This is a genomic window from Microbacterium halophytorum (assembly GCF_002970975.1).
Lineage (GTDB): Bacteria > Actinomycetota > Actinomycetes > Actinomycetales > Microbacteriaceae > Microbacterium > Microbacterium halophytorum.
Genome location: NZ_KZ672983.1, coordinates 259679 through 284407, shown reverse-complemented (window position 1 = coordinate 284407; position 24729 = coordinate 259679). Strand labels below are relative to the sequence as shown.

Annotated in this window: 20 protein-coding genes and 1 riboswitch; of the genes, 15 read left to right on the top strand and 5 right to left on the bottom strand. The window is 71.6% G+C overall.

Annotation, left to right across the window (positions count from 1 at the left end):
- Positions 1–23: 23 nt before the first annotated feature.
- From C0010_RS04160 to C0010_RS04150, 3 genes are all read left to right on the top strand, one after another.
- Positions 24–1205 carry a fumarylacetoacetate hydrolase family protein gene (locus C0010_RS04160; RefSeq protein WP_105565803.1) on the top strand — a complete coding sequence of 394 codons (1182 nt, stop codon included), beginning with the start codon at positions 24–26 and terminating at the stop codon, positions 1203–1205.
- Positions 1206–1361: 156 nt separating this feature from the next.
- The gene (locus tag C0010_RS04155) at positions 1362–3098 is read left to right on the top strand and encodes an ABC transporter ATP-binding protein (protein WP_105565802.1); all 1737 of its coding nucleotides are present in this window, start codon (positions 1362–1364) and stop codon (positions 3096–3098) included.
- Positions 3095–5269 (top strand): ABC transporter ATP-binding protein, encoded by a 2175-nt coding sequence (locus C0010_RS04150; protein WP_105565801.1) that lies wholly within the window; start codon positions 3095–3097, stop codon positions 5267–5269. Before C0010_RS04155 ends, C0010_RS04150 begins: the two co-directional genes overlap by 4 nt.
- Before the next feature lie 195 nt (positions 5270–5464).
- Here C0010_RS04150 and C0010_RS04145 read toward each other — a convergent pair whose 3' ends face one another.
- Positions 5465–7624, bottom strand: coding sequence for a D-alanyl-D-alanine carboxypeptidase family protein (locus tag C0010_RS04145; RefSeq protein ID WP_105565800.1), 2160 nt, complete (start codon positions 7622–7624; stop codon positions 5465–5467).
- A gap of 78 nt (positions 7625–7702) precedes the next feature.
- On the opposite strand from C0010_RS04145, the gene C0010_RS04140 reads away from it, so the two are divergent.
- From C0010_RS04140 to C0010_RS04125, 4 genes are all read left to right on the top strand, one after another.
- The gene (locus C0010_RS04140) at positions 7703–8047 is read left to right on the top strand and encodes a hypothetical protein (protein WP_105565799.1); all 345 of its coding nucleotides are present in this window, start codon (positions 7703–7705) and stop codon (positions 8045–8047) included.
- Between the two features lie 5 nt (positions 8048–8052).
- Positions 8053–8162: riboswitch (TPP riboswitch) on the top strand.
- A complete protein-coding gene (locus C0010_RS04135) occupies positions 8154–8759 on the top strand; it encodes an ECF transporter S component (protein WP_105565923.1) in 606 nt (201 codons plus the stop codon). It overlaps the preceding riboswitch by 9 nt.
- A 6-nt stretch (positions 8760–8765) precedes the next feature.
- A complete protein-coding gene (locus C0010_RS04130; protein WP_105565798.1) occupies positions 8766–10403 on the top strand; it encodes an ABC transporter ATP-binding protein in 1638 nt (545 codons plus the stop codon).
- Complete coding sequence (locus tag C0010_RS04125; RefSeq protein ID WP_105565797.1) at positions 10400–11185, top strand: energy-coupling factor transporter transmembrane component T family protein; 786 nt, start codon at positions 10400–10402, stop codon at positions 11183–11185. The genes C0010_RS04130 and C0010_RS04125 overlap by 4 nt, the downstream gene beginning before the upstream one ends.
- Before the next feature lie 230 nt (positions 11186–11415).
- Here the strand turns inward: C0010_RS04125 and C0010_RS04120 are convergent, their stop codons facing one another.
- On the bottom strand, positions 11416–12066 hold the full coding sequence (locus C0010_RS04120; protein WP_105565796.1) for a YigZ family protein: 651 nt from the start codon (positions 12064–12066) through the stop codon (positions 11416–11418).
- A gap of 33 nt (positions 12067–12099) precedes the next feature.
- Between C0010_RS04120 and C0010_RS04115 the strand changes: the two genes are divergently transcribed.
- Both C0010_RS04115 and C0010_RS04110 read left to right on the top strand, forming a co-directional pair.
- Positions 12100–12387, top strand: coding sequence for a hypothetical protein (locus tag C0010_RS04115; protein WP_105565795.1), 288 nt, complete (start codon positions 12100–12102; stop codon positions 12385–12387).
- Between the two features lie 101 nt (positions 12388–12488).
- Positions 12489–13538 (top strand): winged helix DNA-binding domain-containing protein, encoded by a 1050-nt coding sequence (locus C0010_RS04110; protein WP_105565794.1) that lies wholly within the window; start codon positions 12489–12491, stop codon positions 13536–13538.
- 128 nt (positions 13539–13666) lie between these two features.
- On the opposite strand, the gene C0010_RS04105 is transcribed toward C0010_RS04110, so the two are convergent.
- Positions 13667–14671, bottom strand: a complete 1005-nt coding sequence (locus C0010_RS04105; RefSeq protein WP_105565793.1) for a TIGR03617 family F420-dependent LLM class oxidoreductase — start codon at positions 14669–14671, stop codon at positions 13667–13669.
- A 260-nt stretch (positions 14672–14931) separates the two neighbouring features.
- Here C0010_RS04105 and C0010_RS04100 point away from each other — a divergent pair, with 260 nt between their 5' ends.
- A complete protein-coding gene (locus C0010_RS04100) occupies positions 14932–15603 on the top strand; it encodes a GntR family transcriptional regulator (RefSeq protein ID WP_158685282.1) in 672 nt (223 codons plus the stop codon).
- An 82-nt stretch (positions 15604–15685) separates the two neighbouring features.
- On the opposite strand, the gene C0010_RS04095 is transcribed toward C0010_RS04100, so the two are convergent.
- Positions 15686–16150: a hypothetical protein gene (locus C0010_RS04095; protein WP_105565791.1), complete on the bottom strand. Its 465-nt coding sequence runs from the start codon at positions 16148–16150 to the stop codon at positions 15686–15688.
- A 198-nt stretch (positions 16151–16348) separates the two neighbouring features.
- Here C0010_RS04095 and rlmN point away from each other — a divergent pair, with 198 nt between their 5' ends.
- Positions 16349–17593: a dual-specificity RNA methyltransferase RlmN gene (rlmN, locus tag C0010_RS04090; RefSeq protein WP_105565790.1), complete on the top strand. Its 1245-nt coding sequence runs from the start codon at positions 16349–16351 to the stop codon at positions 17591–17593.
- A gap of 68 nt (positions 17594–17661) precedes the next feature.
- Positions 17662–18030, top strand: a complete 369-nt coding sequence (locus C0010_RS04085) for a hypothetical protein (RefSeq protein ID WP_105565789.1) — start codon at positions 17662–17664, stop codon at positions 18028–18030.
- Positions 18031–18087: 57 nt separating this feature from the next.
- Here C0010_RS04085 and C0010_RS04080 read toward each other — a convergent pair whose 3' ends face one another.
- Complete coding sequence (locus C0010_RS04080) at positions 18088–21216, bottom strand: family 78 glycoside hydrolase catalytic domain (RefSeq protein WP_105565788.1); 3129 nt, start codon at positions 21214–21216, stop codon at positions 18088–18090.
- A gap of 169 nt (positions 21217–21385) precedes the next feature.
- Between C0010_RS04080 and C0010_RS04075 the strand changes: the two genes are divergently transcribed.
- Genes C0010_RS04075 through C0010_RS04065 form a run of 3 tightly spaced genes read left to right on the top strand, consistent with a single transcriptional unit; the run spans position 21386 to position 24708 of the window.
- Positions 21386–22339: a carbohydrate ABC transporter permease gene (locus tag C0010_RS04075; protein WP_105565787.1), complete on the top strand. Its 954-nt coding sequence runs from the start codon at positions 21386–21388 to the stop codon at positions 22337–22339.
- Between the two features lie 13 nt (positions 22340–22352).
- Positions 22353–23219, top strand: coding sequence for a carbohydrate ABC transporter permease (locus tag C0010_RS04070; protein ID WP_105565786.1), 867 nt, complete (start codon positions 22353–22355; stop codon positions 23217–23219).
- A 58-nt stretch (positions 23220–23277) separates the two neighbouring features.
- Positions 23278–24708: an ABC transporter substrate-binding protein gene (locus tag C0010_RS04065; protein WP_105565785.1), complete on the top strand. Its 1431-nt coding sequence runs from the start codon at positions 23278–23280 to the stop codon at positions 24706–24708.
- Positions 24709–24729 lie beyond the last annotated feature (21 nt).

Sequence of the window (24729 nt, the reverse complement as noted above, 5' to 3'; positions counted from 1 at the left end):
CCGATGACGGACGAGGAGAGAGCATGAGCACAGGGAACCGCGGCGCCGAGGGCATCCTCCCCGCCGATGCAGAAGGGGCGCTCCTCGTGGGGCGGGCGCAGACACCGGAAGGGCCGAGCGTCGTCACGCTGCGCGGCGGGCGCCTGATCGACGTGTCGCACACGTTCGCGACGACGCGCGCCGTGACGGAGCATCCGGACCCGGCCGCCGCCGTGCGGGCGGCCGACGGGCCGGACATCGGCGGTTTCGCAGAGGTCTGGGCGAACACCGATCCCGAGGTGCGCGACGTGGAGCGGCCCTGGTTGCTCGCACCGATCGACTTGCAGGTCGTGAAGGCGGCGGGCGTGACGTTCCCCGTGTCGATGCTCGAGCGCGTGATCGAGGAGCGGGCGCGCGGCGAGGCCGAGGCCGCCGCGGGCATCCGCACCGCGGTGCTCGACGCGATCGGCGGCGACATCGCCGACCTCGTGCCCGGTTCGCCGGAGGCCGCCCGGCTGAAGGACGTACTCGTGGAGCAGGGCATGTGGAGCCAGTACCTCGAGGTCGGTATCGGGCCCGACGCCGAGATCTTCTCGAAGGCTCCGGTCCTGGCGGCGGTCGGTGCCGGTGCGGACGTCGGCGTGCTCGCCGAGAGCGCTTGGAACAACCCGGAGCCCGAAGTCGTCATCGCGGTCTCGTCGGTCGGCGCGATCGTCGGGGCGGCGCTCGGCAACGACGTGAACCTCCGCGACATCGAGGGCCGCAGCGCCCTGCTGCTCGGGCGGGCGAAGGACAACAATGCGTCCGCGTCGATCGGGCCGTTCCTGAGGCTGTTCGACGGCGCTTTCTCGCTCGACGATGTGCGGACCGAGACGGTCTCACTGATCGTCGAGGGCGAGGACGGCTTCCGGATGAGCGCCGAGTCGCACATGAGCCGCATCAGCCGAGACCCGGTCGATCTGGCTCGCCAGGCGGCCGGTCGGCACCACCAGTACCCGGACGGATTCGTGCTCTACCTCGGCACGATGTTCGCGCCGACCGACGACCGAGGCGAGCCGGGGCGCGGCTTCACGCACCGCGAGGGCGACGTCGTCACGATCTCGTCGCCGCGGCTCGGTGCGCTCGTCAACCGGGTCAGGCACAGCGAAGACGTCGCGCCGTGGACCTTCGGCATCGCCGATCTGATGGCGAACCTCGCCTCGCGCGGCCTGATCCGAAAAACCTGACCGAGTACGGAAACCCCGCCGGATTTCCCGCGTGACCGCGGATTTCGTACGCCGACAGCGTACGGGGGATTTCCCGCCTGCGCGATGTCTGTGGTTCGTGCCACTCTAGTGAGGTCGGTCGCCGCCGGTGGCGGCCGTTGACTCCGGGGAACATCCGTGCTCATCAAGCTCTTCGCCCGCTACCTCGGGCGCTATTGGCCATTCATCGCAGGCGTGCTGATCTTCCAGTTCGCGTCCGCGCTCGCCGCGCTGTACCTGCCGACGCTCAACGCCGACATCATCGACAAAGGCGTCTCGACGGGCGACATCGGGTACATCATCCGCACGGGCGGCGTCATGCTCGTCGTCGCCCTCGGCCAGATCCTCGCGGCGATCGTCGCAACCTTCTGCGCCGCGCGCGCGGCGATGAGCCTCGGCCGCGACCTGCGCGGCGACATCTTCGAGCGCGTCGCGCAGTTCAGCGAGCGCGAGGTGACGCAGTTCGGCTCGGGCTCGCTCATCACGCGCAACACGAACGACGTGCAGCAGGTTCAGATGTTCGCCATGATGAGCGCGACGATGCTCGTCATGGCGCCGATGATGGCGATCGGCGGCATCATCATGGCGCTGCGGCAGGACGTCGGGCTGAGCTGGATCCTGGGGGTCTCGATCCCCGTCCTGCTGCTCCTCGCGAGCCTCGTCATCATCCGGATGGTGCCGCTGTTCCGCAAGTACCAGACGCGGCTCGACGCCGTGAACCGCGTCATGCGCGAGCAGCTGACCGGCGTGCGCGTCGTGCGCGCGTTCGTCCGTGAGGACATCGAGGAGGAGCGCTTCCGCAAGGCCAACACCGACATCTACGTCGTCGGCCGCAACGTCGGGTCGATGTTCGTGCTCATGTTCCCGATGGTGATGCTCGTGCTGAACCTCACGATCGTCGCGGTCGTCTGGTTCGGCGGCATCGAGGTCAACGAGGGCAACGCCCAGATCGGCACGATCTTCGCCTTCATGCAGTACGTCGGCCAGATCCTCGGCGGCGTCATGATGGCCAGCTTCATGGCGATCATGATCCCGCGCGCCGCCGTCTCGGCCGATCGCATCGGCGAGGTGCTCGACTCCGAGACGACGCTCGTGCCCGCCGAGAACCCGATCAGCGACATGTCGCGGCCGGGCGAGGTCGCCTTCGACCGCGTCGGCTTCACCTATCCGGGCGCCGACCAGCCCATCCTGAGCGACATCTCGTTCCGCGCCGCCCCCGGTGAGACGGTCGCCGTGATCGGGTCGACCGGTGCGGGCAAGACGACGCTCGTCTCGCTGATCCCTCGCCTGTTCGATGCGACGGACGGCACGGTGCGCGTGCAGGGCGTCGACGTGCGTGAGGCCGACCTCGACGCGCTGTGGCGCGGAATCGGCCTCGTGCCGCAGAAGCCGTTCCTGTTCTCCGGCACGATCCGATCGAACCTCGAGTTCGGCCGGGAGGGCGCCACGGACGACGAGATCTGGGCCGCGCTCGAGATCGCCCAGGCGGCCGACTTCGTGCGCGCCAAGCCCGAAGGGCTCGACGCGCCGATCTCGCAGGGCGGCACGAACGTCTCGGGCGGCCAGCGCCAGCGCCTCGCGATCGCGCGGGCGATCGTGAGGCGGCCCGACGTGCTCGTGTTCGACGACTCGTTCTCGGCGCTCGACCTCACGACGGACGCGAGGCTGAGGCAGGCGCTCTGGCGCGAACTCCCCGAGGTCACCAAGATCGTCGTTGCGCAGCGCGTCTCGACGATCACCGATGCCGACCGCATCATCGTGCTCGACGACGGCCGCGCCGTCGGTATCGGCACGCACGACGAGCTGCTCGCCACGTGCGACACGTATCGCGAGATCGTCGAATCCCAGCTGTCCGCGACGGAGGCCGGCGCATGAGCGACAACACGCAGAGCACGATCGCCCTGAGCGACGAGGAGCGCGAAGCGCAGGAGGCGATGATCGCCGCCGGCGCCGCGGAGCCCGGCGCGCTGGGTGGTAAGCCGCAGAACTTCTGGCCGAGCTTCAAGCGGTTCATCGGGCTGCTGAAGCCCCACGCGTGGGTGTTCGGCTTTGCGACTCTGCTCGGCGCCATCGGCGTCGTGCTCTCGGTCGCCGGCCCGAAGATCCTCGGTGAGGCGACCAACGTCGTCTTCGAGGGCGTGATGTCGCTCATGGCGGGCGAGCAGTTCGCCGGCATGAGCCAGGACGAGGTGGTCGCGGCCCTCGAGGCGGCGGGTGAGAACGACTTCGCCAACATGGTCGCCGCCATGGAGACCTTCACACCGGGCGCCGGCATCGACTTCGAGCAGCTGCGCACCGTCGTGATCTGGGCGATCCTCGTCTACGTCGTCGGCGCGCTGCTGCAGTGGGCGCAGGGTTACATCATCAACGTGGTCATGGTCCGCACCATGTGGCGCCTGCGCGAAGACATCGAGCACAAGATCAACCGCCTCCCGCTGAGCTACTTCGACAAGGTGCAGCGCGGCGAGCTGATCAGCCGCGTCACGAACGACGTCGACAACATGACGCAGACCCTGCAGCAGTCGCTCTCCGGGGCGATCACGTCGCTGCTCATGGTCGGCGGCGTCGTCGGCATGATGTTCTCGATCTCGTGGCAGCTCGCGCTCGTCGCGCTCGTGTCGCTGCCGCTGATCGGCATCATCATGGGCGTCATCGGCCCGAAGTCGCAGAAGGCGTTCCAGTCGCAGTGGAAGAAGGTCGGCCGCCTCAACTCGCGCGTCGAGGAGTCGTTCTCGGGCCACGCGCTCGTGAAGGTGTTCGGCCGCGAGAAGGCCGTCGCCGACGCGTTCCGCGAGGAGAACGAGGAGCTCTACCAGGCGTCGTTCAAGGCGCAGTTCCTCTCCGGCGTGATGATGCCGTCGATGCAGTTCGTCGGCTATCTCACCTACGCCGGCATCGCGGTGCTCGGCGGCGTCATGGTCGCCAGCGGCCAGATCCGGATCGGCGACGTGCAGGCCTTCGTGCAGTACTCGCAGCAGTTCACGCAACCCCTGACGGAGCTCGGCGGCATGCTGCCGGTCGTGCAGTCGGGAACGGCGTCGGCCGAGCGCGTCTTCGACCTGCTCGACCAGGATGAGCAGGACCCGGATGCTGAGGACGCCCCCACGGCGCCCGCCGACGGCAAGGGCGTCATCGAGTTCCAGAACGTCTCGTTCTCGTACGCGCCGGAGCAGCCGCTCATCCAGGACCTGTCCTTCCGCGTCGAACCGGGTCAGACGGTCGCGATCGTGGGGCCGACGGGCGCGGGCAAGACGACGCTCGTCAACCTGCTGATGCGGTTCTACGAGCTCGACGGCGGCGCTATCACGATCGACGGGCAGAGCGTCGGCGAGATGACGCGCGCCGACCTGCGCTCGCGCACCGGCATGGTGCTGCAGGACCCGTGGCTGTTCGCCGGGACGATCTTCGACAACATCCGGTACGGCAACGAGAGCGCGACGGACGACGAGGTGCGCGAGGCCGCGGAGGCCACGTACGTCGACCGCTTCGTGCACTCGCTGCCCGACGGCTACGAGACGCAGCTGGAGGAGGACGCGGCGAACGTCTCGGCGGGCGAGCGCCAGCTCATCACGATCGCGCGCGCGTTCCTGCGCCGGCCGCAGGTGCTGATCCTCGACGAGGCGACGAGTTCCGTCGACACCCGCACCGAGCTGCTGCTGCAGCACGCGATGGCGGCGCTGCGCACCGGCCGCACGTCGTTCGTGATCGCTCACCGCCTGTCGACCATCCGCGACGCCGACCTCATCCTCGTGATGGAGCAGGGTGCGATCGTCGAGCAGGGCGACCACGACGAGCTCATCTCGCGCCGCGGTGCGTACTGGCGCCTGTACCAGAGCCAGTTCGAGCACGCCGCCGTCGACATCGATGCCGAGGAGGCCCTCGAGACGGGCGAGATCCCGATCGTCCGGGAGCCGGAGGCGGCCGAGGGAGCGGGCACCGCCGAGGGTGCGGTTGCCGTAGCCGGCAGCGCGGACGCCGCTGTCGCGGCGGATGCCGCGGGCGCCGGAGACGCATCGGCGGAGTCGCCCGCTGACGACCGCGGCTAGCCGCTGATACCGGGCGTCCCGCAGAGCTCAGGCTCTGCGGGACGCCCGGCCAAGTGCCGGGAGCACAGCGCAGTCATCCTTCGCAGGGAGCGGGGCGGGAGCCCCGCGGCCGAGGGCCGCCGCGGCAGCCGCGGCGAGAGCCGACTGCGTTGTGTTCGCTCGAGCTCGAGTCGGATGCTCGGCGTCGTCGGGGGCTCAGTCGAGCCCGAGGAGCGCCAGCGGGTGGCTCAGGCGCCAGCCGAGCGAGGGGCCGGACACCTCGTCGGAGAGCTGCACGGTCGCCGTCGCCTCGGCGAACGAACCGCGCGCTCGCACCTCGCCGACCTCATCGCCTGCTTCGTGCCCGAGCACCTCGTCGAGGGTCGTGCTGATCTCGGCGGTCGCGCCGTCCCAGAGCACGAGCGAGACGTCGTCGGGCGTGATCAGCTCCGCCGTGTCGCCCCATTCCGTCGTGACGGAGCCGACGGTCGTCCCCGCGGGAACCACGACGGTGCTCTGCTGCGCGGCCTCGGCCACCTGGTCGAGGAGGTCGCGCGACACGATGTCGCGGCCCTCCTCATCCGGCTGCCCCGTGACGGAGGAGATGACCGTGATCGTCGCGCCGTCGGATTCGATCTCCTTGGCGGTCACGAGGTTGTAGTACCCGAACTGCGTGCCCGTCTTGACGCCGATCACGCCCTCGTCGCCGATGAGGGGGTTGGAGTTCTCGACTTCGCCCGCGCCGGGGATCTCGGCCGACTTCTGCGCGACGATCTCGGCGACGACGGGGTTCTCGAGCGCGAGCCGGCCGAGGCGCGCCATATCGGCGGCCGAGGCCGTGTTGCCCCAGTCGATGCCGCTCGCGTCGACGACCGAGACGGTCTCGAGGTTGTTCTCCTCCAGCCAGCCGGGAACGGCCGCGAGGAACTCCTCGCGGGAGCCGAACACCTCGTCGACGAGGCGGTCGATGTAGTTGTTCGCCGAACCGAGCAGCACGCCCTGCAGCATCTGGTACTCGGTGAGCGAGCCGTCGATGGGGAACTCGAGCCGCGACTGACCCGTGAAGACGTACGGGTCGTGGTAGACGGGAACGTCGTCGTAGGTCCAGTCGTAGGACGGACCGTCCTCGCCGACCTCGAGCGGCGCGCGTTCGAGCACCATCAGCACGGAGACGAGCTTCGTGATGCTCGCCATCACGACGGCGTCGTCGCCCGACGCGGTGATGTCACTGCCTGCCTCGACGACGCTGACGGCGGCGGTGCCGTCGTTCGGCCAGGCGAGCTCCAGCGCGGCCCCTTCGGGGCTCTCGATCGACGCCTGGTCGACCTGGGGCTCCAGCGCTCCGAGCGGCCAGAGGGCGCAGGCGCCGACGTACACGCCCGCGAGGACCGCGGCGGTGACGATCGGGGCGATGATCGGGAGCGGCGAGCGACGGTGGCGCGGCACGAGCGGCTCCGGGTCTTCATCGGTCTGGGGCTGCGGCGGGCGGTTCCGCAGCGCGATGTCGGCGGCGCTGACCCAGCCGAGTGCCGTCGCGCCCGGGGACTTCCTCGCGGGCTTCGCCGCCTGCTCCTTCTCGGGAACGGGCGCGTCGAGTGCGACGGTCTCCGCCCCCGCGGCGGGCAGGACGGCGGTCCTGTCGGCCGGCTCCTGGGCGTTCATCGCCACGGTCGCCTCGGAGGCGGCGGCCTGCCGCGTCGCGGCCTCGTCGGCACCGGATGCGGCCGCCGCCGCGGGCGCCGCGCCGGCCGCGCCGCGCCCGGTGGGCGTCCGCGTGCTCTGCGAGCCGGCGACGGGGATCTCGCTCGTGCCGTCGCTCAGGGAGTCGAGGGACGTCGTGTCCAGCCCGAGCGCCGCGAGCGGATTCTCGCGGGTGTCCACGCTCAGTTCGCTGGGGCGGCGCGCCTCGCCGGCGGGAGGATCGGCCTTCGCCGCCGAGGAGGCGCCGGCGGCCTGCGCGGGCGGTGTCGCTGCGGCAGGCTTCGTCGGTGCGGGCTCCGCCGTGGCCGCGGCCGAGGCCGCAGCGCCCGCCGCGGCGCGGCGGCCGCGCTTCTTGGCGGGTGCTTCTGCGGGGGCCTGGGCGTCCGGAGCCGCGGGCCCGCCCTGCGACGCCGACGAGCGGAACGCGCCGCCGACCGGGGTCGAGACCGGGAGCTTCGCCGCCTCGCCGCGGGGCGCGGCCTCCTGTTCCGCGCGGGCGGCCTCGCGGCGCGCACGCGCCTCGCGGCGGGAGACGCGGCGCGGGGCCGGTTCGTCTGCGGGTTCCGGCTCGAGGTCGCTCAGCGACATGGCGCGCAGCGGACCCTGCGCGCCCTCGTCGGGCGCGGAGCTGTCGCGCGGCGCGTCGCCGGCGGGAGTGACATCGTCGGTGGGCACGTGCAATACGCTACCGCCCCGCGCCGCGGGATCGCTGGCGGAACCCTGGAACCGCGGGGACAGTGATAGCCTCCCGCGATGGATCCCATCGAGCACAGGCGCAACCTCGACGGCGAGACCCTCGGCTGGATGCGACCCGAGGGCGAAGGCTTCGTCGTCGTCGACCTCCTCGGGCACGAGCGCACGGGCGTCGTGGACTGGTTCGAGGCGGAACGCACGCTCGACGAGCTCGGCCTGTCCTACCTCGCGGAGCCGTACGAGCTCCTGCACGACGACGGCACGTGGCTGCGCGTGCGCATCGCGGAGGTGCACGCGGGGCGCGTGCGGGTGAAGGAGGACGACGGCGGCGCCGTCGGCGCACCGCAGGTCTACTACGAGCTGCCCGTCCCCGTGCCCGCCGACAGGCTGCGCCGGGTGCGCTAGCCTTAGCGGATCACCACGGGAGTCCGGCACGCCGGACTGAGAGGAAGCGACAAGCGCTTCGACCGTCACACCTGATCTGGGTCATGCCAGCGAAGGAAGGAACACGATGAACAAGTCTGCCGTGCCCGCTCGCCGCACATGGCGGGTCGTCGATATCGTCGTCGCCGCGGTCGTCGGCGTCGCATCCGGCGTCGTCTTCTGGCTCTGGGGCCTCGCCTGGCCCGCGTTCGACGCCGCGCTCTCGTTCACGCCGGGCCTGTCGGGACTGACCGCCGGCGGCTGGCTGTTCGCCGGCGTCCTCGGCGGCCTGATCATCCGGAAGCCGGGCGCCGCCTTCTTCACCGAGATCGTCGCCGCAACTGTCTCGATGGCGCTCGGCACGCAGTGGGCTGCCGAGACGTTCCTGTGGGGCGTCGTCGAGGGCATCGGCGCCGAGATCGGGTTCGCGATCCTGCTCTACGGCAACTGGCGCCTGCTCGGCGCGCTCTCGTCGGGCCTGTTCGCCGGCCTGTCGGTCGCGATCCTCGACACGCAGTTCTCGTCGGTCGCCGCCCTCGACGTCGGCCCCCGCACGATCTACTTCTTCGCCGCCGTCGCGAGCGGCATCGTGATCGCCGGCATCGGCTCGTGGGCGCTGCAACGGGCGCTGGCGGCCACCGGCGTGCTCAGCCGCTTCGCGTCGGGCCGCGACCGCCGCCGCGCGGCCGCGTAGCTCCGGATGACCGGGGCGGCGCTCCGAGCCGCCGTCGCGACCGAGAAGGGCCGCGAGGGCGAGCCGGGTGCGAGCGGCGAGCGGCGCTCGGGCGGCCACGGCTCGGCCGCCGGCGTCTCCGCGCGCGGCTGGGGCTGGCGTCACGCGGGCCGCGACGACTGGGCAGCGCGCGGCCTCGACCTCGAGATCTCGCCCGGCGAGCGCGTGCTGCTGCTGGGCGCGAGCGGCTCGGGCAAGTCGACGCTGATGGCGGGCATGGCCGGCGTGCTCGGCGGCGACGAGGACGGCGAGGCCGAGGGCGAGCTGCTCGTCGGTGGCGAGCCGGCGGCGCTCGCGCGGGGCCGCGCGGGCCTGGTGCTTCAGGACCCGGACGCCCAGGTCGTGCTCTCGCGCGTCGGAGACGACGTCGCCTTCGGCTGCGAGAACCTCGGTGTCGAGCGCGATGAGATCTGGCGGAGGGTGCCCGAGGCGCTCACCGCCGTCGGGCTCGGCGCGACCGCGGGGGGCCATGGCCTCGCTCTCGACCGATCGACCTCCGAGCTCTCGGGCGGGCAGAAGCAGAGGCTCGCGCTCGCCGGTGCGATCGCGATGCGCCCCGGGCTCCTCCTGCTCGACGAGCCGACCGCCCAGCTCGACCCCGCCGGCGTCGTCGAGGTGCGCGATGCCGTGCTGTCGGCGGTCGCCGCCACGGGCGCGACGCTCGTCGTCGTCGAGCACCGCCTCGACGCGTGGGCAGACCACATCGACCGCGTGATCGTGCTCGGCGCCGCCGGGCTCATCGCTGACGGCACCCCTGATGCTGTCTTCCGCGGCTTCGCGGCCGAGCTGGCCGACGCCGGGGTGTGGGTGCCGACGGGGTACGCGGCGGGCTCAGAGCCCGCCGCCCGTTCGGAGGACCGGGCGACCCCCGACGCCCCCGACCTCCTGACGGCGACGGACCTCGCCGTCGCGCGCGGCGACCGCGTCGTCGCCGGGGGCCTCGACGTGCCCGTGCGGCCGGGGCGCGCGCTCGCGATCACGGGGCCGAACGGGGCGGGGAAGTCCACGCTCGCGCTCGCCCTCGCGGGTCTCGTGCCCCCGGCATCCGGAGCGTACGCCGCGTCGGAGGGGATCGTCGGCGCGATGCCGACCCGCACCCGGTGGTGGCGGAGACAGCGCAGCACGGCGAGCCCGGCGGAATGGACCTCGCGCGAGCTGCTGACCCGCATCGGCGCCGTGTTCCAGTCGCCCGAGCACCAGCTCATCGCCGCGACGGTGCGCGCCGAGCTCGAGGTCGGGCCGCGCGCGCTGAAGCTCACTGCGGCGGAGACCGCCGCGCGCGTCGACCCGCTGCTCGACCGGCTGCGTCTGCGGCACCTCGAGCACGCGAACCCGTTCACGCTGTCGGGGGGCGAGAAGCGGCGCCTCACGGTCGCGGCGGCGCTCGCCACGAGGCCCCGCGTGCTCGTGCTCGACGAGCCGACATTCGGGCAGGATGCGCGCACGTGGCGCGAACTCGTCGACATGCTCGCCGCGCTCCGCGACGATGGCACGGCCCTCGTGCTCGTCACGCACGACGAGCCCCTCGTCGCGGCACTCGCCGACGACGTGCTGCGGCTGCCCGCGCCGAGTGCCGCGGAATCGGACGGGGGCGGTGCGCGATGAGCCTCGTCACGATCGACGCGCGGCACTCGCCGCTGGCGCGCAACAACGCGCTCGCGAAGTTCGGAGCCGTGCTGCTCATGGGCATCGCGCTGATGCTCTCGATCGACCCCGTCTCGGCCGGCGTCTGCCTCGCGCTGACCCTGGTGCTGCTGCCGTTCGCGCGGCTGAACGCCCGGGAGCTGTGGCGGCGGTCGTGGCCGATCGGGGCGGCGGCGCTCGTCGCGGCGGTCGCGACGGTGCTCTACGGGCAGGAGGCCGGGCAGGTGTACGCCGAGTGGGGCCTGCTGCGCATCAGCGACGGCTCGATCTCGCTCGCCCTGGCCATCCTGCTGCGCGTGATGGCGATCGCGCTGCCCGCGGTCGTGCTGATGTCGACGACTGACCCGACCGACCTCGCCGACGCCTTCGCGCAGATCCTGCGGCTGCCCGCCCGCTTCGTGCTCGGCGCGCTCGCGGGCCTGCGCCTGGTCGGGCTGCTGATCGCCGACTGGCGCGAGCTCGCCCTCGCGCGGCGGGCGAGGGGCGTCGCCGACCGCGGGCGGATGCGGAGGTTCCTCGGCATGGCGTTCTCGCTGTTCGTGCTGGCGATCCGCCGCGGCACGCATCTCGCGACCGCCATGGAGGCCCGCGGCTTCGGCGCGGGCGGCCCCCGCACCTGGGCGCGCCCGTCGCGCCTGCACGGCCGCGATGCCGGCCTGCTCCTGCTGGCCGCGGCGATCGCGGGCGCCAGCATTGCGGCCGCCGTCGCGGCGGGCAGCTGGACGTTCATCCTCAGCCTCTGACGGGCGACCGCCGACACAACGCAGTCGATTCCGCCGTCCGCTGGTCGTCTGCCGCGGAACCGCCCCGCACCTCAGCCGCGGTGACTGCGTTCGGTGTCGCGTCGGCAGTCCGATCGTGCCGCGGAGAACACGCCCGAACCGTGCACAACGCAGTCAGATCTCGCGTGCGCGGGCCGTGAACCGCCGCGGAGCGGCTCACGGCCGATTTCGTGACTGTGTTGTGCGCGGCGTCAGCCGCGCGGCACGTCCACGACCCGCACCTCGCCGGTCTCGGGCGCGACGGATCCGGCCGACCACGCCGCGACGTCGTCCCGCAGCGCGTCGAGCGCGTCGTCGGGGGCCCACACGCTCAGCCGGGCGGTCGCGCCGTACTCCGGGTCGCCGAGCACGGCGTCGTTCGCGTCGGCCCAGGCGCGCAGCTGGTTGTCGAAGCGGCCGGCATCGGCGTGCGGAACGTCGAGCGAGATCCGGGTGAGCGCGCGGCGGTCGACGAGCGCTGCGGCGTCGAGCGCGTCGGAGACCGCCTGCCCGTACGCGCGCACGAGGCCGCCCGCGCCCAGCTTGACGCCCCCGAAGTAGCGCGTCACGACCGCGACGACGTCGGTCACGCCGCGCCGGCGGAGCACCTCGAGCATCGGCACGCCAGCGGTGCCCGACGGTTCGCCGTCATCGGACGAGCGCGCCTGGTCGCCCGTGAGCCCCGTCACCATCGCGACGCAGTTGTGCCGCGCGTCCCAGAACTCCTTGCGGACCGCGGCGATCGCCGTATCGGCGTCCGCGACCGACGCCACGGGGATCAGGTGCGCGATGAACCGCGACTTCTTGATCTCGAGCTCGACGTCGACGCGCGCCGCGATCGTTGCGGGGTACGTCGTACTCATCTCCCGAGCGTATCCGGCCGGTAGCGTGTCGATATGACCGCACCGGATGTCGACGTCGCCGCCCTCGCGCTGAACGTCGCGATCCCCGAGCACCTCCGCTGGACCGGCGAGCGCCGCGGCGAGGAGTTCGAACTGCAGTCGATCACGGTGCGCCTGCTGCCCGACGGTTCGCTCGCCGCCAAGGCCTACGGCCGCCCCGTCGGCGGCGGGCGCGGCGGCTACGTGTCATTCGCGGTGCGGCGCAGCCCCGAGATCGATGCGCTGATCGCCGCGGCCGCCGATGAGGCGGGCCGCCGCTGGGCGGCCCACGGAGGGCTGTAGGCGCGGCCGTCCCGTGCTCTCCCTGACTCCGGACATAGGAGTCGTCGTCCGCCGAGACGATCTGCGGTACAGGAACCGCGCTGCGCCGCTACCCTGGCGCCATGGACAACCTCACGCGCGAAGACGCGCTGCGGCTCCGCCGCGCCTCGCACCTGCTCGGCGGCTCGGAGCTGACGCCCGCCGAAGTCGTCGACAGGGCGATCGCGCTGCAGGGGCAGGACCTGCCGGCCGTGCTCCGCGCGATCGCGATGCGGTCGGCGCCCGGCACGACGGTCGCCGACGTGCGGGCCGCGTTCGACCGCGGCGAGCTCGTGCGCTCCTGGCCCGTGCGCGGCACGCTCTTCGCCACGACGCCCGCGCACCTGCGCGCGCTGCTGTCGCTGACGAGCGAGCGCCTCCACAGAGCGACGGTGAAGCGCCGCGCCGCACTCGAGCTCGACGACGCGACGATCACGGCGGCGCGCGACATCGGGCTCCGGATGATGGCGAGCCCCGGGGAAGGGCCGACGCGCGCCGAACTGCTCGAGGCGTGGGAGGACGCCGGCATCTCGGCGGCGGGCGGCCGCGGCTATCACCTGATCGTCCACAACGCGATCGGCGGGGCCTGGCACTGGGGCCGGTTCCGCGGCGAGGAGCAGGAGCTCGTCGCGACACCGAGCGGCGAGGTGCCGGATGACCCGCTGCCCGGCATCGTGCGCGGCCTCGTCGCGGCGCGCGGGCCCGTGACCGACGCCGATCTCGCGTGGTGGCTGAAGCTCCCGAAGGGCCAGGTGCGCGCCGCGCTCGCCGGGGCCGGCGTCACCGAGGTCGCGGTCGATGGCGCGAAGGCCTTCGTCGTCGCCGACGCGGTCGCCGGCGTGCGCGAACCGGATGGCCCTGACGCCCCCATCGACCTGGTGCCGGGCTTCGACGAGTGGATCCTCGGCTACGAGGACCGCTCGCTGGTCGCCTCACCCGAGATGCAGGCCGCCCTCGTGCCGGGGAACAACGGCGTCTTCAAGCCGGCCGTGCTCCTCGACGGCACGGTCGTCGGCACGTGGCAGGGCCTGTCGAAGACGCGGCGCGAGTCGAGCCACGAGCTGTTCGAGAAGGTTCGAGCGGCCGACCGCCGCCGCATCGACGCGGCGCTCGCCGCCTGGCCGCTGGCGTAGCACCGTTCGGCGTCTCCGAGCCCCCCGTTCCAGCGACGCGGGCCGCCCTCCCCGCATCCGGCGATCGACCTGCGCCAGCGGAGCGGCGCGGCGGCGACCGAGACAGCGCCTGCGTCAGCGCACGCGCGTCATGCGATCGCGGCGAGCTCTTCCTCGGTCGCGGGCGCGTTCACGCACACCGTCGTCGCGAGGCCGCCGAAGCGCTCCTCGAGCCGGTTCCGGATGTCCTCCGGACGGCCGGCAACGCTGAATGCGTCGAGCATGTCGTCCGTCACCTCGGCACCCATCTGCGCCCACTCGCCGCGGCGGCTCGCGGCGTGCAGGCGGTCGGCCGCCTCCTCCCAGCCGTGGTGCTCCATCACGGCGCGGTAGGAAGGTGTCGAGCCGTAGAACGCGATCTGCTCGCGCACGTGGCGCTCCTGCACCGCGCGGGAGGCCTCGTCGGCCGCCGCGATCACGAACGGCTGCAGGACGACATCCGGCCTCTCGCGCCCCGCGGATTCGGCGCCGGCGGCCAGGCGCGGCAGCGACACATCGGAGAGGTAGTCGCGCGTCGTGAACGCGTGCGCGACGAAGCCGTCGGCGGCCTCGCCGGCGAGCTTCGTCATGGCGGGGCCGACGGCCGCCAGCCAGATGTCGGGCGAGCCGAACGGGTTCGGGCCGGGGTCGAAGAACGGCGTCATGAGGGTGTGCGTGTAGTGCTCGCCGCGGAACGCGAGCCTCTCGCCCGTCTCCCATGAACGCCAGATCGCGCGGATGGCCGCGATGAACTCGCGCATGCGGGGCGCCGGCGCCGACCACGGCATCGAGAAGCGCTTCTCGATGTGCGCCTGCACCTGCGAGCCGAGCCCGAGCGCGAAGCGCCCGCGCGTCGCGAGCTGCACGTCGTTCGCGGCCTGCGCCAGCGACATCGGGCTGCGGGCGAAGGCGACCGCGATCGCGGTCGAGAGGCGCACGCGCTCGGTCGCCGCGCCGGCGACGGCACACCCGATGAGCGGGTCGTGCTTGGTCTCGGCGGCCTGCACGCCGTCGTACCCGTACTCCTCGGCGAAGCGGGCGGCGGCCGTCAGGCCCTCGGGAGAGGCGTCGCGGGCGCCGAGTTCGATCCGGAATGTGGTGGCATCTTCGCGCATGCTCACAATCCTTCCCCGGGCACCCCGGATGGCGGGGAATCGTTTGTAGGATCCCCACCGCGATCGCCCCGTTCGAGGGGCCGCGATGAGGAGCCATCGGGCGCGGGCTTGCCCCATGGGCCGGTGCGACTGGCATGCTGTTGCGCAGCGGTGGTTGGGGGACCACCGGACGGGCCGCACCCGAACGCGGCTCGCGGGAGGTGGGCGGCGACGCCCATCCCTTGAAGGATCTGGCGCCGCAGGGCGCGGATGGGGGAGAGATGAACGACATACGGGGCCGCACGACGGCCAGGCTCGCGGGAGCGGGCGACGAACTCAAGGCACGGGGGCCGCTGCAGGTGTCGGCACAGCGGCTCTCCGACGGGGTCTACCGACAACTGATCGACGACATCCGGACGGGGGAGCTGGGGCCGGGCGATGCCGTGCGCGATCGCGACATCGCCGAGCGCCTCGGCGTGTCCCGCACGCCCGTGCGGGAGGCGATCCTGCATCTTGAGCGCTCCGGCCTCCTCGATGTGTGGCCGGGTCGCCAGACGCGGGTGCGCCGCCTGGGCGACGACGAGAGCGAACGCCTGCGCCAGTACTTCGGCGAGGTGTGCGCCCTGCACATCCGCTTCGGCCTGGAGTACGCCCAGGCCGAGCAGGCCGATTTCTCGGCCGTCGATGAGGCCGCCGTCGAGCTCGCTCACGCGCTGAAGGCGGAGTGGCGCCAGCGCTTCGTCGCGCTCATGGACGCCGTCGCGGCGGGCGAGGACGTGGCCCGCGGTCGGCTTCTCGCCGACCAGCTGCCGCTCATGAGCATCGTGCTGCGCTCGCTGCCAGAGCCGGTGGGAGGGTGGACGGACCTGTCCGAACGGCTCAGCATCTCCGTGCAGCAGCGGCGCGGAGCCGAGGCCGCGGCACTCGTGCGCGCGCTGTTCGGGCTCGAGTAGCGGGCGGCGGTCCCGGTCGCCCCGAATGCGGGAATGCCCGGCGGAACCGATGTTCCGCCGGGCATTCCCCGTTGCCGTCCGCTCAGCCGCAGGTGTCGGCGAGCTGGCTCGACGCCGTGGTGAGGTCCTCGCTGGCCGAGGTCATCTTCTCGGTCAGCTCGCCCGCTGCCGTGGTGGCCGCCTCGGGATCCGACATGTCGAGCTCCCCGAACTCGGCGAGCACGTCGGCCAGGCCCTGGTAAGCGGTCGCGAAGTCGCCGAAGGCGCCGCTGACCTCTTCGTTGGTGATGTCCTCGCTGATCGCGGTGATCTCGTCGCTCGTGTCCTGGATCAGGCCGTTGAGCTCCTCGGCGTCGCCCGACACGGCGGCCGTGGTGGCCTCCGTGATGTCGGACTCGATCTGGGTCATGCCGTCCTGGGCGACCTGGCACGCGTCCGCGACGCTCTGGCCGCCGGCGCCGCCGGCGCCGCATGCGGTGAGGGCCGCGGGAACGAGTGCGAGTGCGCCGATCGCGAAGACGGCCCGGCTGCGGCGAAGGGTTGCCATGTGAACTCCTGGGAGTCAGGTGGGGAAGCAGGAAGGATCCGGCCGCGTCCCCCCGTGAACCGCCGCCGGATGCACTCAGCCTACTCATAACCGCACGGAAGACCCCAGGGGAGAACTGCCCGTTCGGCTGAGCGTGTCGGGATCCGGAGCCGCGGTATACCCGTAGGCCTCCCAGGGCCTGCCGCGTACCCTTTTCCTATGACTGATTCCGAGCGCTCCGCGCGCCCCGCCGCCGAGACCGCCGGTGCCGTGCGCCAGGTGCGCCCGAAGGCCGAGGGGTGGAAGCAGGCGAAGGACGCCGAGGGGCGCCCGCTGCTCCAGTTCGCGAGCCCCAAGCGGGGCAAGCCGCCCGTGCACCTCGCCGACCTGACGCCGGATGCGCGGGTCGAGAAGGTCAAGGAGCTCGGCATGCCGGGGTTCCGCGCCAAGCAGCTCGGCACGCACTACTTCCAGCACTGCACGTCCGACCCGGAGCGCATGACCGACCTCCCCGCGGAAGGTCGCGAGGAGCTCGTCGCCGGCCTGCTGCCGAACCTGCTCACCGAGGTCCGGCGCCTGCAGACCGATGACGGCGACACGATCAAGTTCCTGTGGAAGCTGCACGACGGCGCGCTCGTCGAGTCGGTGCTGATGCGCTACCCCGGTCGGATCACGCTGTGCGTGTCGAGCCAGGCCGGCTGCGGCATGAACTGCCCGTTCTGCGCCACTGGTCAGAACGGCCTCACCCGCAACATGTCGGCGGCCGAGATCGTCGAGCAGGTCGTGCGCGCGAACGCGCTCATCCGCGAAGGCCATCTCGGCGAGGCGGAGCACGACGACGAGCGCGTGACGAACATCGTCTTCATGGGAATGGGCGAGCCGCTGGCGAACTACGCCCGCGTCATGCACGCCATTCGGGTGATGACCGACAAGAAGGCGGGCATGGGCATGAGCGCCCGCGGCATCACGGTCTCGACGGTCGGCCTCGCGCCGGCCATCCGGAAGCTCACCGACGAGGAGATCCCCGTCACTTTCGCGCTGTCGCTGCATGCGCCGGACGACGAGCTGCGCGACGAGATGATCCCCGTCAACTCGCGGTGGAAGGTCGACGAGGTGCTCGACGCCGCGCGCGCCTACTTCGACCGCACGGGTCGCCGCGTCTCGATCGAGTACGCGCTGATCCGCGACATGAACGACCACCCGTGGCGCGCGAGCCTCCTGGCCGACAAGCTGAACGAGCGCGGACGCGGCTGGGTGCACGTCAACCCGATTCCGCTGAACCCGACGCCCGGTTCGGTGTGGGACGCCTCGCCGAAGAGCGCGCAGCTGGAGTTCGTGCGGATCCTGAACGACGCGGGCATCCCCACGACGATCCGGGACACGCGCGGCAAGGAGATCGACGGGGCGTGCGGCCAGCTGGTCGTCACGGAAGAGGACGAGCGCGCCGCGACCGCCGCGGCCTGACTCCCCTGCGGAACGCCGCCGCGGTGCCCGTTGACCGGAATGTCAGAGGCCCGTGGGAGCCTGCCGGCATGACGGATCAGGACCTTCGCCGGGCACAGGTCGAGTGGGCCCACGAGTACAACGGGTACGACAGGTTCGTGCACCTCGAGCGCTTCCGCGAGCTGCTCGCGCCCGCCGACGAGGAGTACAGCCGCACGGGCCGGGTGCCCGAGTGGTGCGGCGTCGACTACCTGAAGGCGTGGGCGTTCATCATCGTGCGCGCCGACCGGCACGCGGGCGGGCGCATGTTCGACAGCGAGAACGAAGACCTCGTGCTGTGGGACGCGATCCTGCACGCGATCCACGAGCACCCGGCGGCGACGCCCGCCGATCGTCCGCCGCTCGTGCCGGGCAGCCGCGACGACGCGCGCCTCGCCGACCAGCGCTGCGCGTTCTGAGCGGAGCCCCGTCGCGCGGAGCTGTCGACGCCTGCCCGGCGCACGCCGCGGCATCCCTCACCACGTTCTGCGCAGTCCGCTGACGCCGACCTCCCCCAGGTGGAAGCCGTCGCGACCGTCGGTTGCGGGGGCGTGAAGGGCCAGCGGGATCGGCCCGACGCCGACTCGGCGCAGCCCCACTTCGATCTCGGTGACGGCGTCGACGCCGCTCCAGCCGTCGAGATCCACCGCGACGCGGCTCCAGCTCGCCGGCCATGCCCGCGCGGTGCCGGTCCGCTCGCTGCCATCGGCCGACCGCACGATGAGCAGGAGGTGGCATGTCGTCTCCGGCCGCGCCAAGCACAGATCCAGAGACGCATACGCGAAGCGAGCCCCTCGCAGATCGAGCGGCTGCTCGGGGCGCAGCACGACCGTGGGGGAAGCGGCGGGGGTGCCCGCCCTGACCTCGACCACGGGGCCGGGCGGCTGCGCGTGCGGAACCGGCGTGCAGTCGAGGCGCTCCCGATCCGTGGCGGCGGGTTCGCCCGCGCCCGGCGACAGCGACGCCGCGCTCATGCGGAACGGCGGTCGATCCACGTCCGCGGCGACGGGCGCGAGCGGAGGCGCCTGCCATGGCACGGGCGCGGCGACGGGCGGAGGGCTGCCCGCGCGCTCCGCGGGGTCGGAACCCGCGGAGCGCAGGCGGCACTCGAATCGGTGGGCGCCCGCCGTGAGCCGAACGGAACGGCCGTCGGGGAGGCGGAGCCGCCCCGACGTTCCCCCGGGAACCGTTGTGGACACGGTCATGAGGTCACCGGCTCGGGCGACGGCGATGCTGAGGTCGCCGCGAGGGAGCGGCGTCGTGACGGCGAGCCGCTCCATTCCCCCGATGAGGACCGGTTCGAGGTCGAAGCTCCGGTATCCCGGCGACGTCGGCCGCAGGCCGAGCACGCCCTCCCACACCCAACCGGCGAACGGCCCGCCGAGCCCGACGTGGTCGAGGGAGCCGGTTCCGACGTTCTCCGGATCGATCCACCACGACTCCCAGAACGTGCCGGGGCCGGTCGCGAGCATGGCGCCCACCCCTGGTTCGGCTGGTTGGCTCACGACGTCCAGCAGTGTTCGGTGCTCGCCCGCTGCGCTCAGGGTGCGGACGATCGCCCGGACAGTGGCGAAGCCACCGCTCACGCGGGAGCCTCGGGCGCGAATGTCGCCGACGATGCGCCGCACGGCCAGCGGTGCCTCGGCCTCGGTGAGCACGCCCGCTTCGAGCGCGACCGCATACGAGCCCTGCGAGCCGTTGGCGACGACGCCCCTGTCGGAGTCGACGAACGCGGCTCGCGCCGCCGTGCGCAGCGCGGCCGCTTGGGAGACCCTGCGGCGCGCCTCGGAAGCCGTGCCGAGCGCCGTCTCCAGGGCGGCGAGGGTCTCGAGGCAGTCGATCACCGCCGCGGTGTGCAGCAGCTGCGCGGGGGTCTGCTCCAGTGCCAACCAGTCCTGCCCATGGCTGACGGGAGCCTCGCCGACGATCCCCTGCTCGTCGCGGCCCGACCACTGGAAATCGGCCCAGCGCCTCAGCGCCGGCAGGGCCGAGTCCACGAGCTCCGCGTCGCCGTAGTGCATCCAGTGCCCGTGCAGCAGGCGATGCAGCGCCGCACCCCACACCGGATCCGCGCGGAACTTGTCGGCGCGGACGTCCGGTGCCACCGAGGGGAGCTCCCCCGACGGTCGGATGCTGGTGACGAGGTCCTGGATCCACTTGCGCAGGAACGTCTCGCTGCGGAACGCCGCGAGCGCGTACTCGGCGACCGAAGCCGCGTCCCCCGTCCACGCCGCCTGCTCGCGGGTCGGGCAATCCTCCGGAACGCCGTGCACGTTGTTCAGGAAGGTGCGCTCCGCCCGGGCCAGGAGTTCCGTGATCACACGGGAGTCGGTGTCGATGCGTCCGGCGGCGCGCACGTCGCTGTGCATCAGGTCGGCCTCGGCCACCACCTCGAGGGTCGCGGGGAGCCCCGTCGCTTCGACGTACCGGAACCCGTAGTACGCGAACCACGGCTCGATCGTCGTGGCACGGCCGTCGCTGACCCACTCCAGCACCTGGCGGGGGCGGTCCCGATCCTGCGGCATGCTGAGGTTCGTCGTATCGAGCCGGCGCTCGCGATCGAGGTGCTCGCCGTGCGTCAGACGGACCGTCGTGCCCTCCGGGAGGGGATGAGGAAGGGCTATGCGCGCCCTCCCCGCGATATTCGTACCGGCGTCGAAGACCCGGACGCCGGGGCCGCGCGCGAGCTCGCGGAGCCCGCGCGTCGCGATGCGCCGGATCGGCGGCGCAGGGTCAGGGCCGATGCTGCTCGGCAGCGGGAACGAAGGATGCGGATCCTCGACGAGCCCTGGTGAGCCACCGGTCGCGGAACCGTCCACCCGGGGCTCGTGCCTCTCGAGGTAGAACGGCTCGTCGACCGTGATCGCGCTCCGCAGCAGCGGTGATGCCTCGTCAGGGGCGACGCGGACGAGGCCGTCGGCATCGTCGCGCACGACGAGCTCGACCAGTACGCGCGGCTGTTCCCCCGTGCGCGTCCACTCCCCGGTTCCGACGGTGATGTCGAGGGTCGTCGCCTCTCCGGCGACGAGGTCGGTCACGTCGTAGCAGCGGTACAGGGCGCGCACGGTGTCGGTGCGGCTGGGGTCGAGGTGCGACGCGTTCACCACGCGGCCCCCGATGCTCACGCGGACGAGCCCCTGAGCGGTCAGCATCAGCCAGGCGCGCCGCACTCCGTCGATGCGGGGGACCCGCCGCCTGATCGTCGACCCCGCGGGTGCCGTCAGCCACGACGCCGTCCAGTCCTCGCCGGTGAATGCGGCCGTGTCGAGAAGCGACGTCGTCCGGCGCGCGCCCGCGGTGAGGGGCTGCACGCTCCACTGGTAGCGGGAGAACGGGGCGAGCGGCCGTCGGACTGTCGCCTCGGGGGCGGCCCCGCGGGGCAGGCGGATCTCGTCGTGCAGGTCGCCGGACTCGTCGTGAACGCGCACGATCGTCGCCGGGGTGACGTCGAGCCCCGGTTCGACGGGCCAGGTCAGCCGCGGTGTCGGACTCAGCGCGACGGAGAGCGCTCGCGGCGCGCCGTCGGCGGCACGGGCCTCCGCAGTCTGTCTCGAGGGATGTGGCGACGGCTGCGTCGCCGTGCGTGCTTCGACAAGATCGGTCATGGTCGGTAAATGGTTTCACTTCTGGTGAGCCCGCGCAACTGGCGAGTGAGCTACGCCTCACCAAAGTCAACGGAAATTGCGTCTTGACAGGAGGGCTGGGTCTCGGTCAAGATCGGTAAATCGATTCATTCAACGGGTCGAGCATCATCGATGAGGAGGATGTATGTCCATGACGGACGAGAGGCCAGCGGTCGATCAGGCGGCGATCGTGCCTGGCGCGCCGGCGCCCCCGGTGCGCCGCCGGCGCGGCTCCCGCCGGCTGACCGGCGTCTACATCGCGCTCGTGCCCATCTTCCTGATCCTCGGCGCATTCCAGTACTACCCGGCGCTGAGCGGCATCTTCCACTCGTTCTTCGACTGGAGGCCCGCCGCGGAGTCGACGATGATCGGCTGGGACAACTACGCGAAGATGTTCGCCGACACGATCTGGTGGGACTCGTTCCGCAACCTCGGCCTGATCTTCGTCTTCCAGGTCGTCACCTGGGCGATCCCCCTCTTCGCCGCCGAGCTGCTCGTCTCGCTCCGCGGGCGTCGGGCCGCCTTCGTGTACCGCACACTGCTCATCGTGCCGATGGCGTTCCCCGGCGTGGTGACGGCCCTCGTGTGGCAGTTCTTCTACCACCCGAACAACGGCGTGATCAATCGCACTCTCGAAGCCATGGGGCTGGGTGCGCTCGCGCAGAACTGGGTGGGCGACCCCGACATCGCCATGCTCGCGCTGCTCTTCGTCGGCTTCCCGTTCATCGCGGGGCTCCCGTTCCTGATCTTCTACTCGACGCTGCAGAACATTCCGTCGGAGGTGCTCGAGGCGGCGGCGCTCGACGGCGTCGGTCGCTTCGCGCGGGTGTGGCGGATCGACCTGCCGATGATGGTCAGCCAGATCAAGATCCTGTTCTTCCTCGCGATCGTCGGCACGCTGCAGTACGGCTTCACGGCGTACGTGGTGACGGGCGGCGGGCCGGACAACGCCACCGTCGTCCCGATCCTCCGCATCATCAACGTGGCCTATCAGGGCCAGGACTGGGGCTACGCGGCCGCGCTGTCCACGACCCTCTTCGCGATCACGCTCGTCTTCAGCTGCATCGTCGTCTTCGCCCGCCGCCGCACGCCGGCCGAGGGCTGAGAAAGGACTCAGGATGACCACTCTCACGACTCCGACAGCGGCAGCCGTCCGTGCGGTGCGCAGGCGCCCCCGCCGGCAGTACGGCGTCCACGCCGGCCTGATCGCACTCGTCGCGGTGAGCCTTGCGCCGTACCTGTTCATGGTGGTGACCTCGTTCAAGGACAACGAGCAGTACTACGAGAACTTCTGGGCCCCGGCGCTTCCCTTCCACTGGGAGAACTACGCCACGGCGTGGCATCAGGTGCAGCCGTACCTGATCGCCTCTCTCATCGTGGCCGCGGCCTCCGTCGTGGGCATCGTCGCGGTCTCGCTCGTGGCAGCCTTCGTCTTCGCACGCTTCCGGTTCCCCGGCAGGAACACGCTGTTCGTGCTCATCGCGGCGCTGATGATGGTGCCGTCGATCGCGAGCCTCATCCCGCTGTTCGTGATGATGCGCAACATGGGCATGCTCAACACGTACTGGGTTCTGATCATCCCGCACATCGCGACGGGCGCCGTGCTCGGCACGATCCTGATGCGCACCTTCATCGCGGGGATCCCGCAGACGATGTTCGACGCGGCGCAGCTCGACGGGGCATCCACGCCCCGGATCTTCCTGTCGATCATGATGCCGCTGTCTCTGCCGGTCATCGGCACGGTGGCGCTGGTCACGGTGCAGAGCGTGTGGAACGACTTCTTCTGGCCGCTTCTGACGATCACGGACAACACGCTGCGCACCGTCTCGGTCGGCCTGCTGTTCTTCCAAGGGCAGAGCGGCACGGCGTACGGCCCGCTGTTCGCGGGGTATCTGGTGGCGAGCATTCCGCTGCTGGTGCTGTTCGTCGTCTTCTCCAAGTACTTCCTCGCCGGCATCCAGGGCGGGGTTGCGGGCGCGCACTGACGCGCACCAGGACCCAGAACCCATACCTCACCAGCACACACGACAAAGGAGACGATCGATGAGGACTCGTCACTACCGCTCAGCGGCGGCGATCGCGGCGGCAACGACCATCGCACTGGCCACGGCCGGATGCGGCGGAGGAGGAGGTGCGGGAGCGGAGGGGAAGACCACCATCACGCTCGCCGGACCGAACCAATGGAACAGTCAGGCGGATTCCTTCGGGCCCGCCTGGGAGAGCATGATCGAACGCTTCGAGGAGGCGGAGCCGGGCATCGACGTCGAGACCACGGTCCTTCCGATCTCGAGCTTCGCCGATACGCTGTCGACCCAGCTCGCCGCCGGCACCGCGCCGGAGCTGATCTTCGGCCAGACACCGCACAACCCCGATCAGGTCACGCCGCTCACGGAGTATCTCGAGGCGCCGAACCCGTACGTCGAAGGCAACGAGCGCTGGCTCGACATGTTCGACGAGAACTATTACGGCGACGCGCAGCGCAACGGCAGCGGCGATCTCGAATCGGTACCGCTCAACCTCGTCATCGCCGGAATCTTCTACAACGAGGATGCCTTCGCCGAGGCAGGAGTCGACGGCGACGTCGAGACCTTCGAGGACCTCATCGGCGCCTGCAACAAGCTCTCCGATGCCGGGTACACCCCGATGGCGATGGACAGCGGGTCTCTCGGCGCCGGATGGATCAGCGAGACCATCTACGCGATGCTGCTCGACAAGTACGTGGCCGAATGGGACCAGTACGCGGCCGACGGCACGGAGGGCACGGCCGGATCCGTGACGTGGAAGAGCCTGTCGAAGGCGATCCTCACGGGTGAGCTGGACGCGACCGAGACGCCGGAGGTCGCCGAGTCGCTGCGGCTGACGAAGGAGGTCTACGACGCGTGCGCGACTCCGAACTGGTCGGGCATCCCCCCGACGTCGACGTTCGTCGGCGGTGACGAGTTCCTGGCGGGCGACGCGGCCATGGCCTGGGGCACGAACTTCAACACCGGCACGCTCGCGGACGTGGACTGGGAGTGGTCGAGCTTCGGCTTCCCGACGATCACGACCGAGACCACCCCGCTGTCGAGCGGCGCGACGGCGAAGTTCGGTGCCGCGGCCGGCGGCACGAACTACATGATCCCCGCGACCGTGACGGGCGACCAGCTCGACGCCGCCGTGAAGTTCCTCCAGTTCGCCACGAGCCCGGACGGAGGGCAGGCGTGGCTCGACGAGACGGGCGGCATCCCGGCGACCGTCGACGCGAAGCCCGCCCCGGGTGTCGAGGACCTCATGGCGGGGGACTGGGCGCTTGCGAAGTCGATGAACCTGAGCGGGCGCTCGATGGCGAACGCCGGGAAGAACATCCTCGACGGATACCTCCTGGAGACGAAGACCCTCGACGAACAGCTCGACGCGCTCGAGGGCGAGTGGACGACGTGGGCGCAGGAGACGGCGGAGAAGTCCGGCTGGAGCGAGGACTGGGCCACGCAGTGACCACGGGGCGGGGCCGGCTCC